Genomic DNA, 12,792 nt, shown 5'->3' on the forward strand with positions numbered 1-12,792 from the left:
GGTTTCCTCTATGCCTCAGTGTGCCGGGTTCAGCCTGGCGTGCAGTTTGCCGATGCGCAGCGACGCCGGCGGGTGTGAATCGTAGAACGCCGAATGCAGCGGGTCCGGCGTCAGCGTCGAGGCATTGTCTTCATACAGCTTGACCAGCGCCGAGACGAGGTCTTGCGCGTTGGTGTGCTGGGCGGCAAAGGCATCGGCTTCGAATTCATGCTTGCGCGACGACAGCGACGACAGCGGCGACAGCAGGAAGGTGAAAATCGGCAAGGCCAGCATGAACAGGATCAGCGCCATCGCGTCGTTGCTGCCGAACAGCATCGGATCGACGCCGAGACCGGTGTAGAACCACGCCTGACCCTTGAGGTAGCCCAGCAAGGCCAGGAACACCAGCGAGATCGCGAACATGACCACGATGCGCTTGACGATGTGCCTGAGCTTGAAATGGCCCAGCTCATGCGCCAGCACGGCTTCGATTTCATGCGGCGCCAGACGCGCCAGCAGCGTGTCGAAGAAGACGATGCGCTTGCCCGCGCCGAAGCCGGAGAAATAAGCGTTGCCGTGCGCGCTGCGTTTGGAGCCGTCCATCACGAACAATCCCTTGGACGCAAAGCCGACGCGCTGCATCAGCCCCTCGATGCGCGCGCGCAGGCTGTCGTCGGCTAGCGGCGTGAACTTGTTGAACAGCGGTGCGATGACGGTCGGGTAGAGCACCAGCATCAGCAGCTGGAAACCGCTCCACACCAGCCATGCGTAGAACCACCACAGCGAACCCGACTTGTCCATCAGCGTCAGGATCACCCACAGCAGCGGCAGGCCGATGATCGCGCCGATCAGCGAATGCTTGACGATGTCGATCACGAACAGGCCGCGCGTCATCTTGTTGAAACCGAAGCGCGCTTCCAGCACGAACTGGCGGTAGTAATCGAAGGGCAGGTCGATCAGGCCGGAAATCAGCGCGAACGCCACGATCAGTCCCAACTGATACAGCATGCCCGGACCGCCGAACCATCCCAACAGCAGGCTCGACAGCAATTGCAGGCCGCCCAGCAGCGTAAAGCCGACCAGTACGGCCGAATTGACGACCAGCGTCAGCAGGCCGAACTTGGTGCGGGCAACGGTGTAGTCGGCTGCTTTCTGATGCGCCGCCAGCGGGATCTTTTCGGCGAACTCGGCCGGCACCGCGCTGCGGTGCGCCAGTACGTGGCGGATGTGGCGCGAGCCGAGCCAGAAGCGGACCAGCAGGGTCAACAGCAGGAAACCAACAAACAAAACCGAAAACGTGAGTGAATACATTCTTTCCCTGTGCGAAAATGGCGGACAGCAAAAACGTTCAAAAAATTCGATGACGATGACGAATCGGATGGCATGAGCGGCCGACCCAATCAGCAATCAAGCAGCAAATTAAGCAGTGAATTGAACAGAACCTGCAGAAAGAACAATTATGTCACAAGCCACCGATGCCAACGTTGCCAACGCGGGCGCACCCAGCTATACGATCCCGGCCCGGCCGAACGAGTTCAACCTGATCTGGGTGGACATGGAGATGACCGGCCTCGATCCGGACAACGATCGCATCATCGAAGTTGCCGTGGTGGTAACGGATCCTGAACTCAACGTGCTGGCCGAAGGCCCGGTATTCGCGATCCATCAGCCTGACGAGATCCTCGACGGCATGGATGCCTGGAACAAGGGCACCCACGGCCGTTCCGGCCTGATCGAACGCGTCAAGGCCTCGACCGTCACCGAAGAAGAAGCGTCGGCTGCGCTGATCGCGTTCCTCAAACCGTTCGTGCCGGTCGGCAAGTCGCCGATGTGCGGCAACTCGATCTGCCAGGATCGCCGCTTCATGGCGCGCGGCATGCCCAAGCTGGAAGCTTTCTTCCACTATCGCAACCTCGACGTGTCCACCCTCAAGGAACTGTGCCGCCGCTGGAAGCCGGAACTGGCAAGCGGTTTCAAGAAGCATCAGAAGCACACCGCGCTGGCCGACATCATCGAATCCATCGAGGAACTGAAGTACTACCGCGAGCACTTCATCAAGGAATAATCCTCCGATGACCATGCCGACGACGGGATTGCGGGCGAGGGCCTTGCCTTGATCCAGGATCCGCTGTTCTACGCAGCGGCGATCCCGGCAGTGCTGATCGTCGGCATTTCCAAGTCCGGCATGGGCGGCGGCTCGCTCGGCATTCTTTCCATTCCCATCCTTTCATTGGTGGCGTCGCCCTCGGTCGGCGCGGCCATCATGCTGCCCTTGCTGATCGCCATGGACATCATGGGACTGATCGCCTTCCGCGGCAAGGGCGACATGCGCAATCTGCGCATCCTGATCCCGGCTGCACTGGTCGGCATCACGGTCGGCGCATTGACCTTCCGTTTCACTTCCGACGCCATGCTGCGCGGCCTGATCGGCATTCTGTCGATCAGCTTCGTCGTGCAGCGCCTGATGGGGCTGGGCAGCGCAGCTGTACCGACGCAACCCAGCATCGTCAAAGGTTCGCTGTGGGGGGCGATGTCCGGTTTCACCAGCTTCATCGCCAACGCCGGCGGGCCGCCGTTCGTGATTTACCTTGCGCCTCAGCAACTCGACAAGCTGGTATTTGTCGGCACCTCGGTGATTTTCTTTTCGGTGATCAATGCAGTGAAGGTGGTGCCCTTCATTGCGCTGGGTTTGTTCGACACGCGCAACCTGACGACCTCGCTGGCCTTGCTGCCGCTGGCACCGATCGGTTACTGGCTGGGTTTGAAGATGCTGATGAAGGTGAACCAGGTGCGGTTCTATCAGATTACCGTCGCGGCTTTGTTTCTTGCCGGCTGCAAGCTGTTGTGGGATGCCGCCGGAGCCTATCTCGGATAAGCTCCGGCTCTAAAAAGCCGGTTACGCCTTGTCGGCGCCGCAGCACTTCTTGTACTTCTTGCCGCTGCCGCATGGGCAGTCGTCGTTGCGGCCGGCCTTGGGGCCGTCGCGGCGCACGGTTTCCACTGCCGATTTGCGATGCGGCAGCCAGTACTTGTAGATGTGCGGAATCGCCGATTCCACTTCCACCGCCAGCTTGTGTGCCTTGACCGGATCCTCGATCAGCGGGATCTCTTCCTCTTCCAGTTCATCCGAACCCAGCAGGTAAATCGGATGCATCAGCTCGGCCAGGTTGGAGTGGAAAATCGGATCCCATTCCTTGGCGCGCAGCTGGATGCCTTCCCAGAAGCCGCCGGCCCAGGCTTCGCCGTCGAGCAGGCTCTTGCCTTCATGCTCGCGCTCGCAGAACAGCGGTTCGTATTCCTTGGGCGCGACTTCCAGCGTGATGGCGATTTCGTTCATCGAACGCGCGATCAGGCCCGTGATGCGTTCGGCTTCTTTCGGCGATTTGAACTTGGGCGTGTCTTCCGGCTGGCTGCCCCAGACGCGCGGCAGCCATTCGGCCATCAGCACTTCCTGCGGGCCGATCACCAGCGCGGTGAGGAAGCCGTGCAGCGTGTCCATGGTCATGGCGTCGTCGGCACAGCGGTCGGACAGCAGGAAGTCGTCGAGTTCGTCGAACTCTTCGTCGGAGAGGGGCTGGTCAAGTTGCATGATGATCGTCCGTGTTGCGAATAAAACCGCAGTTTAATTGCAATCGACGGCGGAGGCGAGGATTACCGCTGCCTTCCCGGGACACGTACAATACGGCCATGACCGATTCCACCACCGTATTCAACTTCGCCGGGCTGTCGCCGGACACCGTGCTCGATGCACTCGACAGCGTCGGCCTGTATGGCGACGGTCGCCTGCTGGCGCTCAACAGCTACGAAAACCGTGTTTATCAGGTCGGAATGGAAGAGGGACCGCCGCTGGTGGCGAAGTTCTATCGCCCGCAGCGCTGGAGCGACGCCGCGATCCTCGAAGAACATGCCTTCGTCAATGAACTGGTCGAGCAGGAAATCCCGGTCGTTCCCGCCATGCAATTGACCAACGGTCGCAGCCTGCAAGAATTCCAGGGCTTTCGCTTCTCCGCCTTTACGCGCCACGGCGGCCGCGCGCCGGAGCTCGACAATCCCGATACGCTGGAATGGCTGGGGCGCTTCATCGGCCGCATCCACGCGGTCGGCATGCAGCGTCCGTTCGAGCATCGTCCAGCGCTCAACATCGCCACCTTTGGTGAAGAGCCGCGCGATTATCTGCTGGCCAACGATTTCATCCCGATGGATGTGCTGAGCTCGTACAAGAGCACCGTCGATCTTGCGCTGGACGGCGTGCGCCGCTGCTTCGACCGGGCAGGCGATATCAAGCAGTTGCGCCTGCATGGCGACTGCCACGTCGGCAATGTCTTGTGGACCGACGCCGGACCGCATTTCGTCGACTTCGACGACAGCCGCAGCGGTCCTGCGATCCAGGATTTGTGGATGCTGCTGTCGGGCGAGCGCGGCGACATGGTGCGCCAGTTGTCCGATCTGCTGGCCGGTTATGAAAGCTTTTGCGAGTTCGAACAGCGCGAGTTGTATCTGATCGAAGCCTTGCGCACCTTGCGCCTGATTCACTACTCCGCTTGGCTGGCGCGGCGCTGGGAAGATCCGGCGTTTCCGCAGGCTTTCCCGTGGTTCAATACGCAACGCTATTGGCAAGACAGGATTCTGGAGTTGCGCGAGCAGATCGCGCTGATGGATGAACCGCCCTTGTGGCCTTTATGATTCTTGAAAAATGAGTGAGGAAGCAATGAGCGTACAACGCTGCGCCTGGGTCAATCTCGACAATCCGCGCTACGTGACTTACCACGATGAAGAATGGGGCGTGCCTTGCCACGACGAGACGCGCCTGTTTGAAATGCTCAACCTGGAAGGCGCGCAAGCCGGCCTGAGCTGGGAGACCGTGCTCAACAAGCGCGAGACTTACCGCGCCGCCTTCGATCAATGGAATCCGGAAAAGATCGCGCGCTATACCGACGCCAAGGTGGCGAAGCTGCTGGCCGACCCGGGCATCATCCGCAACCGCCTGAAGGTGGCCGCGACCATCACCAACGCGCAAAGCTATTTGCGTCTGCGCGATGAAGTCGGCGGCCTCGATCCTTTCCTGTGGGCGTATGTCGACGGCAAGCCGATCCGCAACAAGTGGAAGAGCCTCGGCGAAGCGCCGGCCAAGACGCCGTTGTCGGACCAACTGTCAAAAGACCTCGCCAAGCGCGGCTTCAAGTTCGTCGGCTCGACGATCATCTACGCTTACATGCAAGGCATCGGCATGATCAACGACCACGTGGTCGGGTGTCATTGCCATGGCAAGAAACATAAATAGTCCACAAACCGTCATCAAGCCTTGTCGTTCCAGCGAACGCTGGAACCCAGCGTCGTTGCCTTGTTTGGGAAGTACGGCGCTGGATCCCGGCGTTCGCCGGGATGACGGAGATGAGAACTGGCGTCGACGGTACTCATTGCGCAAAAAAAGCCCGCGCTCCTTTGAAGAGCGCGGGCTTTTTTTGTACTGACGCAGAATGCTTACACGTCCAGCTGCGAAACGAACTTGGTGTTGACGTAAGCTTCGATCGCCTCGGTGCCGCCTTCGGAACCGTAACCGCTGTCCTTGATGCCGCCGAACGGTACTTCCGGCAAGGCCAGGCCCAGATGGTTGATGGTGATCATGCCGCTTTCGACGCGCGACGACAGCGCGTGCTTGGTGTGCGCCGACTTGGCGTAGGCGTAGGCAGCCAGGCCGAACGGCAGGCGGTTGGCTTCGGCGATGACTTCATCCAGGGTGTCGAAGGAATTGATCAGCGCCAGCGGGCCGAACGGTTCTTCGTTCATGGCGCGCGCCGACAGCGGCACGTTGGTCAGCACGGTCGGTTCGAAGAAGTAGCCCTTGTCGCCGATGCGCTTGCCGCCGAAGCGCAGTTGCGCGCCTTGTTCCACTGCATCGCTGATCAACGCTTCCAGCGCCGGGATGCGGCGCTTGTTGGCGACCGGGCCCATGGTGGTGCCGGCAGCCATGCCGTCGCCGATCTTCAGCAGGCTGGCGGCGGTGATGAACTTGTCGACGAAGGCGTCGAACACTTTCTTTTGCACCAGGAAGCGGGTCGGCGAGACGCAGACCTGGCCGGCATTGCGGAACTTGGCCATCGCCAGTTGCTTGGCGGCGGCGTCGATGTCGGCGTCGTCGAATACGATGGCCGGCGCGTGGCCGCCCAGTTCCATCGTGGCGCGCTTCATGTGCGTGCCGGCCAGTGCGGCCAGTTGTTTGCCGACCGGGGTCGAACCGGTGAAGGAAATCTTCTTGATGATCGGATGCGGGATCAGGTATTCGGAAATTTCCGACGGCACGCCGTAGACCAGGTTGACCACGCCTTCAGGGATGCCGGCATCGGCGAACGCGCGGATCAGTTCGGCAGGGGAAGCAGGGGTTTCTTCCGGCGCCTTGACGATGATGGAGCAGCCTGCGGCCAGCGCGGCGGACAGCTTGCGCACGACCTGGTTGAGGGGGAAGTTCCATGGCGTGAACGCAGCGACAGGGCCGACCGGCTCCTTGATCACCATCTGATAGGCATTCGGCACGCGGGCCGGCACCAGGCGGCCGTAGGTGCGGCGGGCTTCTTCGGCGAACCAGTCGATGGTGTCGGCGGCGCCCAGGGTTTCCGCCTTGGCTTCGGCCAGCGGCTTGCCTTGTTCCAGCGTCATCAGTTGCGCGACTTCGTCGGCGCGCTCACGCAGGATGTTGGCGGCCTTGCGCATGATCTTGGAGCGCTCGAACGCGGACACATTGCGCCAAGTGTCGAAACCCTTTTGCGCGGAAGCCAGCGCGGCGTCGAGATCTTGCTTGTTGGCGTGGGCGATGTGACCGATGACTTCTTCGGTGGCAGGATTGACGACCGGAATGGTGCGATCCGAGACACTGGCAGTCCAGCGGCCGTTGATGAAAAGTTGAACGTCTTTGTACATGATGAGTATCTCTTTGCGAATCTGGTGGATGAAAGGATGCGAAGCAGAATGTTGAAATCACATCCGGCGGAATGACTTGCGGAAGCGACTGGCGTGTGCCGTGAGTTAGTTATACCACGGCAGAGAAAGTTGCGTCAGGTCAACGCGAAAACGTGATGCCATCGAAGCAATCCGGGCGACATACGTCGATACGTCGCCCGCGGATTCCAGTTGTCGGATGTCGGATGCAGGATCAGTCGAGGTCGCTGTAGTCGACGTTCTCGCGCAGTGGCGTCTTGCTCGATGCGGCGCGTACGTATTGCGGCGGCCATGCGACGTTTTCCTTGAGCGTATCGGCGGCGTGCAGCGGCCAGTAAGGATCGCGCAGCAGTTCGCGCGCCAGCAGCACCAGATCGGCCTGTCCGGTGCGCAGTACGTGCTCGGCCTGGATCGCATCGGTGATCATGCCGACGGTGCCGGTGGCGATGTTGGCTTCGCTCTTGACGCGCGCGGCAAAGGCGGTCTGGTAGCCGGGACCGGTCGGGATCGTCGCCGTCGCCACGTTGCCGCCGCTGGAGACGTCAACCAGATCGACGCCGAGGTCGCGCAACATGCGCGAGACGGCAACGGTCTCGTCGGGATTCCAGCCGCCGTCGGTCCAGTCGGTTGCCGACAGGCGCACGAACAACGGCAGTTCCGCCGGCCAGACCTTGCGTACGGCAGTGACGGCTTCCACCAGGAAGCGCGCGCGGTTTTCCAGCGAGCCGCCGTATTGGTCGGTACGCTGATTGCTCAGCGGAGAAAGGAATTCATGCAGCAGGTAGCCGTGTGCGGCGTGCACTTCGATCACCTTGAAGCCGGCCTTGAAGGCGCGTTGCGCCGCATCGGCAAAAGCTTGCACGCGTTGGGCGATGGCTGCCACGCTCAGTTCCTGCGGCGCCTTGAAGGTGGCGTCGAAAGGAATGGCCGACGGCCCCACGGTGTCCCAGCCGCCTTCCGCGGCAGGCACGGTGCCGGCCTTGCCGGCCCATGGACGCCAGGCGCTGGCTTTGCGACCGGCGTGCGCCAGCTGGATGCCGGCGAACGAACCTTGCGCTTCCACGAAGCGGGTAATGCGGCGCAGCGGTTCGATGTGATCGTCTTTCCAGATGCCGACGTCTTCCGGCGTGATGCGGCCTTCGGCGAGGATGGCGGCCGCTTCCACGATCACCAGGCCGGCGCCGCCGACGGCGCGGCTGCCCAGGTGGACCAGATGCCAGTCATTGACGAAACCGTCCTGCGCCGAGTACTGGCACATCGGCGACACGGCAATGCGGTTCGGCAGGGTCAGTTCGCGCAACTTCAGCGGGGAGAATAATTTGCTGCTCATCGGAAACTCCTGTTTGTCTGCGACGCGCGCGGATGGATGGCGCGCTCGCAAGTGGAAAGTGGAAAGTGGAAGTAGAGGGAGGTGGTTGTTCGGTGCAACCGGAAGTCTATTTTATTTTTTGAAATCGCGTTTGAGGTCGCCGGATTTCCGGAGTCGCCTCAATCCGTATTGAACTGCAGCGCAGCCAGGCTCGCATACAGACCGTTCTGCGCAATCAGCGAAGCATGCGTGCCGGTCTCGACGATGCGGCCATGCTCCAGCACGATGATGCGGTCGGCGCGTTGCACGGTCGCCAGGCGGTGCGCAATGACCAGCGTGGTGCGGCCGATCATGGCGGCTTCCAGCGCGGTCTGCACGAGGCGTTCGGATTCGGCGTCGAGCGCGCTGGTGGCTTCGTCGAGCAGCAGCAGCGGCGGATTTTTCAACAGTGCGCGCGCAATCGCAATGCGCTGGCGCTGACCGCCCGACAGACGCACGCCGCGCTCGCCGAGGAAGGATTGGTAGCCCTGCGGCAGGCGCTCGATGAACTCGTGTGCGGCGGCCATTTTCGCGGCGGCAATGACTTCCTCGTCGCCGGCGTCGGCACGGCCGAAACGGATGTTCTCCAGTGCATTCTCGGAAAAAATGATGGTGTCTTGCGGCACGATGCCGATGGCTCCGCGCAGGGTTTGCAGGGACAGGAACTTGATGTCGACGCCGTCCAGTCTGATCGCGCCTTGCTGCGGATCGTAGAAGCGCAGCAGCAACTGGAACAGCGTGGTCTTGCCCGCGCCGGACGGGCCGACGATGGCGATGGTCTCGCCGGGTTTGATATCGAGTGACAAATGCATCAGCGCACTGCTGTCGGGACGCGACGGATAATGGAAGACGACGTCTGCCAATTGCAGCGCGGCGCCGTTGGCGGTGCGTGGCGGCAGCGTTTCCGGCAGCAGCACCGATTGCACCGGCGACTGTGCGGTCAGCAGATCGAGCAGGCGTTCGGTCGCGCCGGCGGCGCGCTGCGTGTCGCCCAGCACTTCCGACAAGGCGCCGATGGAGCCGGCCACCAGCGAGGCATACAGGATGAACTGGCCGAGCTGGCCGCCGCTCATGCTGCCCTGGACCACGGCATGCGCGCCCAGCCACAGCACGAATACGATGGCGCCGAATACCAGCAGGATCGCCATCATCGTCAGCACCGAGCGCGCGCGGATACGCTGCATGGCGGTGTGGAAGGCGCGCTCCACCGAGGTGCCGAAACGTCTGGCTTCGATCTCTTCATGCGTGAAGGCTTGCACCGTCGGCATGGCGTTGAGGATCTCGCCGGCCAGCGCCGAGGCATCGGCAACGCGGTCCTGCGATTCGCGCGAGAGCTTGCGCACGCGACGGCCGTAAAAGACGATAGGCAGCACCACCGCCGCCAGCATCACGATGATGATGGAGGACAGCTTGACGCTGGTGATGAACAGCATGACCATGCCGCCGGCAAACAACAATCCGTTGCGCAGCGCCATCGAGATGCTGGTGCCGACCAGCGTCTGGATCAGCGTGGTGTCGGTGGTCAGGCGCGACAGCACTTCACCGGTCTTAGTGGTTTCAAAGAACTGCGGGCTTTGCGTGACCACATGCGCGTAGACGGCACTGCGCAAGTCGGCGGTCACGCGTTCGCCCAGCCACGACACCATGTAGAACCGGGCTGCCGTCGCCACGCCGAGGACGCAGGCGACGCCGAACAGGGCAAGAAAATACAGGTCGATGTGCAGCGTGTTGGCAGCGGCGTCCGCGCCACCAATGCCGCTTTTGCCAAAGCCCAGATCGATCATTTGCCGGAACGCATACGGAATTGCCAGCGTCGCCGCCGCAGCGACGATCAGCGCCAGACCGGCCAGCATGAATTGACGCTTGTAAGGTTGCAGGAAGGGGAGCAGGCCGATCAGGGTTTTGATGCTGCCTTTGGCTGGTTCAGGTTTGATGCTTGATGACATGTTGGCAAGGTTTGTGATGTTGGTAAGGCAACTTACAGGCTGGATGTCAGAATTTTTATCAGGTGGTGAACCACATTGGTGATTGCAAGTCGATAGAATGCATAAGTATATGCATTCATCAACTATTCAATCTGACAATAGATTGACCTCTTGAAATGCGCCGTGTGCGCTCAATATTCGGTAGCTGGTACTTTCTAAACGCGGTCTAGTGTATTGCATGCCCGGATACCGTGCCGATCACGTTCATGCAGTTGTTACATTGCGCGGTTACATTGTGCCGTTACATCATGCGGTTACAACAAGGAGAGCAAATTGGCTCAACGAATGTTGCAGGACATGCAGGACGATTGGTCAGAACCCTGTCCTATCCGGAACGAATTGCACGACGGTCTGACGGCCGAGGCCGCCAGCATTTCTCCCAAGTATTTTTACGACGCGCTCGGTTCCACCTTGTTCGAAGCGATTTGCGCGCTGCCGGAATACTACCCGACCCGCACCGAGGCGCAGATCTTCGAGCAGCATGCCGAAGATATCGCCGCCACTGTCGGCAAAGGCGTGACCATGATCGACCTGGGCGCCGGCAATTGCGCCAAGGCGGCGCGCCTGTTCCCTTCCTTGCAACCACGCCAGTATGTGCCCATCGATATTTCGACGGAATTCCTGCGCGAGGCGGTGAACGGCTTGCGGCAAAAATTTCCGGCGATTCCGATGCAGGAAATCGCGATGGACTTTTCCGCCTCGCTGCAACTGCCGTCGGCGGTCGGACGTGAAAACCGCCTGTTCTTCTATCCCGGATCCTCGCTCGGCAATTTCGCGCCGGAAGAAGCGCTGCAGTTCCTGCGCCGCATGCGTCACGGCTTGCAACTGGGCGAAGCCGGCGGCGTCTTGCTCGGCATCGATCTGGTGAAGGACAAGGCGGTGCTCGATGCCGCCTACGACGATGCGCTGGGCGTGACGGCGGCGTTCAACCGCAATGCGCTGTTGCACGTCAATCGTTTGCTGGGCAGCGACTTCGCGATCGGCGATTGGCAGCATCGCGGCTTTTTCAATCCTGCGTTGTCGCGCATAGAGATGCATCTGGAAGCGCGCCGCGATGTCGCCGTGACATGGTGCGGCGGCGAGCGGAAATTCCGCCAGGGCGAACGCATTCATACCGAGAACAGCTACAAATTTACACCGGACGGCTTCAGCGACTTGCTGCGGCAAGCCGGTTTCGGCCAGGCCAAGATGTGGTTCGATCCGCAGAAGTGGTTCATGTTATGTTACGCGCGGCCGGTGTGAGCGGCGCAACACCGCACGAGACGAACAACAGGAGATGAGCAGCATGCACAATGAAACGGCCGTACTGGCCGCAACCAACGCAGCCAATGCCGCCATCGTCGATGACTTCCTGCGCACGCGCGAATACTCGATGATCCTGGCGACGCCTTTGTCGGACGAAGATTGCGGTGCCCAGTCGATGCCCGACGCCAGTCCGATCAAGTGGCATCTGGCGCACACCAGCTGGTTCTTCGAAACCTTCATTCTCGAAACCTGCGAGCCAGAGTTCGCGCCGTTTCATCCGGCGTTTCGGGTCTTGTTCAATTCCTATTACGAAGGCGTGGGCGACAAGCACCCGCGTCCTCAGCGCGGCATGCTCACGCGTCCGTCGCTGGCCGAGATCCGCGCCTATCGTTCCAACATCGACCTGCGCATGCAGGCGTTGCTGCTGTCGGATGTCTGCGATGCCGATTGCCTGCGCCTGCTGGAGCTGGGCATGCAGCATGAGCAGCAGCATCAGGAGCTGATGCTGACCGATGTCAAGCATCTGCTGTCGCTCAACCCGCTCAAGCCGGCCTATCTGCCGCGCGCCTTGCAGGCCATGCCGGTGCAGACCGAGCTGGAATGGAATGCCTTCGATGCAGGCATCGTGGAAATAGGTTATGGCAACAAAGAGCGCGGCGGATTCTGTTTCGACAACGAGTTGCCGTCGCACCGCCAATTCGTTGAATCATTTGCCATCGGCTCGCGCCTGGTCAGCAATATCGAATACCTGATGTTTGTCGAGCAGGGCGGCTACGACAATCCGGCCTATTGGCTGTCGGCTGGTTGGGATTGGCGCAGCAGCAATGACATCAGGCATCCGCTCTACTGGCATCGCCAGGAAGACGGTGCGTGGCAGGAGTTTACCTTGCACGGCATGCTGCAGCTGGATCCGCATGCGGCGGTGCTGCACTTGTCTTATTACGAGGCGGATGCCTACGCACGCTGGGCCGGCGCGCGTCTGCCGACCGAGGCGGAGTGGGAATACGCCGCCGGTGCACTCGGCAACGAGGGCCGGCAATTCTTTGGCACGGCGTGGCAGTGGACGTCGAGCAGCTATGCGCCTTATCCGGGTTATGCGATTCCCGACGGCGCCGTGGGCGAGTACAACGGCAAGTTCATGGTCAATCAATACGTTTTGCGCGGCTCATCCGGCGCGACGCCGCTGGGGCATTCGCGTACGAGTTATCGCAACTTTTTCCCGGCGACGGCTTGCTGGCAATACAGCGGCATTCGGTTGGCGCGATCGCTGTAAAGACGCATCTGAAACACAAAATAAGAAAG

Annotated in this window: 11 protein-coding genes; 6 read left to right on the forward strand and 5 right to left on the reverse strand. The window is 61.0% G+C overall.

The annotated features are described in order from the left end of the window. Positions 1-15 precede the first annotated feature (15 nt). A complete protein-coding gene (locus PMI16_RS13385) occupies positions 16-1,290 on the reverse strand; it encodes a M48 family metallopeptidase (protein ID WP_007880296.1) in 1,275 nt (424 codons plus the stop codon). Positions 1,291-1,438: 148 nt separating this feature from the next. Here PMI16_RS13385 and orn point away from each other — a divergent pair, with 148 nt between their 5' ends. After that, the gene (gene orn / locus PMI16_RS13390) at positions 1,439-2,044 is read left to right on the forward strand and encodes an oligoribonuclease (RefSeq protein ID WP_007880297.1); all 606 of its coding nucleotides are present in this window, start codon (positions 1,439-1,441) and stop codon (positions 2,042-2,044) included. Positions 2,045-2,092: 48 nt separating this feature from the next. Then, positions 2,093-2,854: a sulfite exporter TauE/SafE family protein gene (locus PMI16_RS13395; RefSeq protein ID WP_007880299.1), complete on the forward strand. Its 762-nt coding sequence runs from the start codon at positions 2,093-2,095 to the stop codon at positions 2,852-2,854. A 21-nt stretch (positions 2,855-2,875) separates the two neighbouring features. Here PMI16_RS13395 and PMI16_RS13400 read toward each other — a convergent pair whose 3' ends face one another. Beyond that, entirely contained in the window at positions 2,876-3,568 is a 693-nt protein-coding gene (locus tag PMI16_RS13400) for a UPF0149 family protein (RefSeq protein ID WP_007880302.1), read from the reverse strand. A gap of 98 nt (positions 3,569-3,666) precedes the next feature. On the opposite strand from PMI16_RS13400, the gene PMI16_RS13405 reads away from it, so the two are divergent. Together PMI16_RS13405 and PMI16_RS13410 are read left to right on the forward strand one after the other, a co-directional pair. After that, entirely contained in the window at positions 3,667-4,662 is a 996-nt protein-coding gene (locus tag PMI16_RS13405) for a serine/threonine protein kinase (RefSeq protein ID WP_007880303.1), read from the forward strand. Between the two features lie 25 nt (positions 4,663-4,687). Next, the gene (locus tag PMI16_RS13410; protein ID WP_007880310.1) at positions 4,688-5,260 is read left to right on the forward strand and encodes a DNA-3-methyladenine glycosylase I; all 573 of its coding nucleotides are present in this window, start codon (positions 4,688-4,690) and stop codon (positions 5,258-5,260) included. Positions 5,261-5,460: 200 nt separating this feature from the next. Here PMI16_RS13410 and PMI16_RS13415 read toward each other — a convergent pair whose 3' ends face one another. The 3 genes from PMI16_RS13415 to PMI16_RS13425 all read right to left on the reverse strand — a co-directional run bounded on the left by PMI16_RS13415 (position 5,461) and on the right by PMI16_RS13425 (position 10,206). Beyond that, positions 5,461-6,894 (reverse strand): NAD-dependent succinate-semialdehyde dehydrogenase, encoded by a 1,434-nt coding sequence (locus PMI16_RS13415; protein ID WP_007880322.1) that lies wholly within the window; start codon positions 6,892-6,894, stop codon positions 5,461-5,463. A 232-nt stretch (positions 6,895-7,126) separates the two neighbouring features. Further along, positions 7,127-8,242 carry an NADH:flavin oxidoreductase/NADH oxidase gene (locus tag PMI16_RS13420; protein WP_007880323.1) on the reverse strand — a complete coding sequence of 372 codons (1,116 nt, stop codon included), beginning with the start codon at positions 8,240-8,242 and terminating at the stop codon, positions 7,127-7,129. Positions 8,243-8,400: 158 nt separating this feature from the next. Next, on the reverse strand, positions 8,401-10,206 hold the full coding sequence (locus tag PMI16_RS13425; protein WP_007880324.1) for an ABC transporter transmembrane domain-containing protein: 1,806 nt from the start codon (positions 10,204-10,206) through the stop codon (positions 8,401-8,403). A 324-nt stretch (positions 10,207-10,530) separates the two neighbouring features. Here PMI16_RS13425 and egtD point away from each other — a divergent pair, with 324 nt between their 5' ends. Both egtD and egtB read left to right on the forward strand, forming a co-directional pair. After that, a complete protein-coding gene (gene egtD / locus PMI16_RS13430) occupies positions 10,531-11,487 on the forward strand; it encodes an L-histidine N(alpha)-methyltransferase (protein WP_034380448.1) in 957 nt (318 codons plus the stop codon). Between the two features lie 43 nt (positions 11,488-11,530). Next, complete coding sequence (egtB, locus tag PMI16_RS13435) at positions 11,531-12,763, forward strand: ergothioneine biosynthesis protein EgtB (protein ID WP_007880326.1); 1,233 nt, start codon at positions 11,531-11,533, stop codon at positions 12,761-12,763. Positions 12,764-12,792: the final 29 nt, after the last annotated feature.

The organism is Herbaspirillum sp. CF444 (assembly GCF_000282135.1).
Taxonomy (GTDB): domain Bacteria; phylum Pseudomonadota; class Gammaproteobacteria; order Burkholderiales; family Burkholderiaceae_D; genus Herbaspirillum.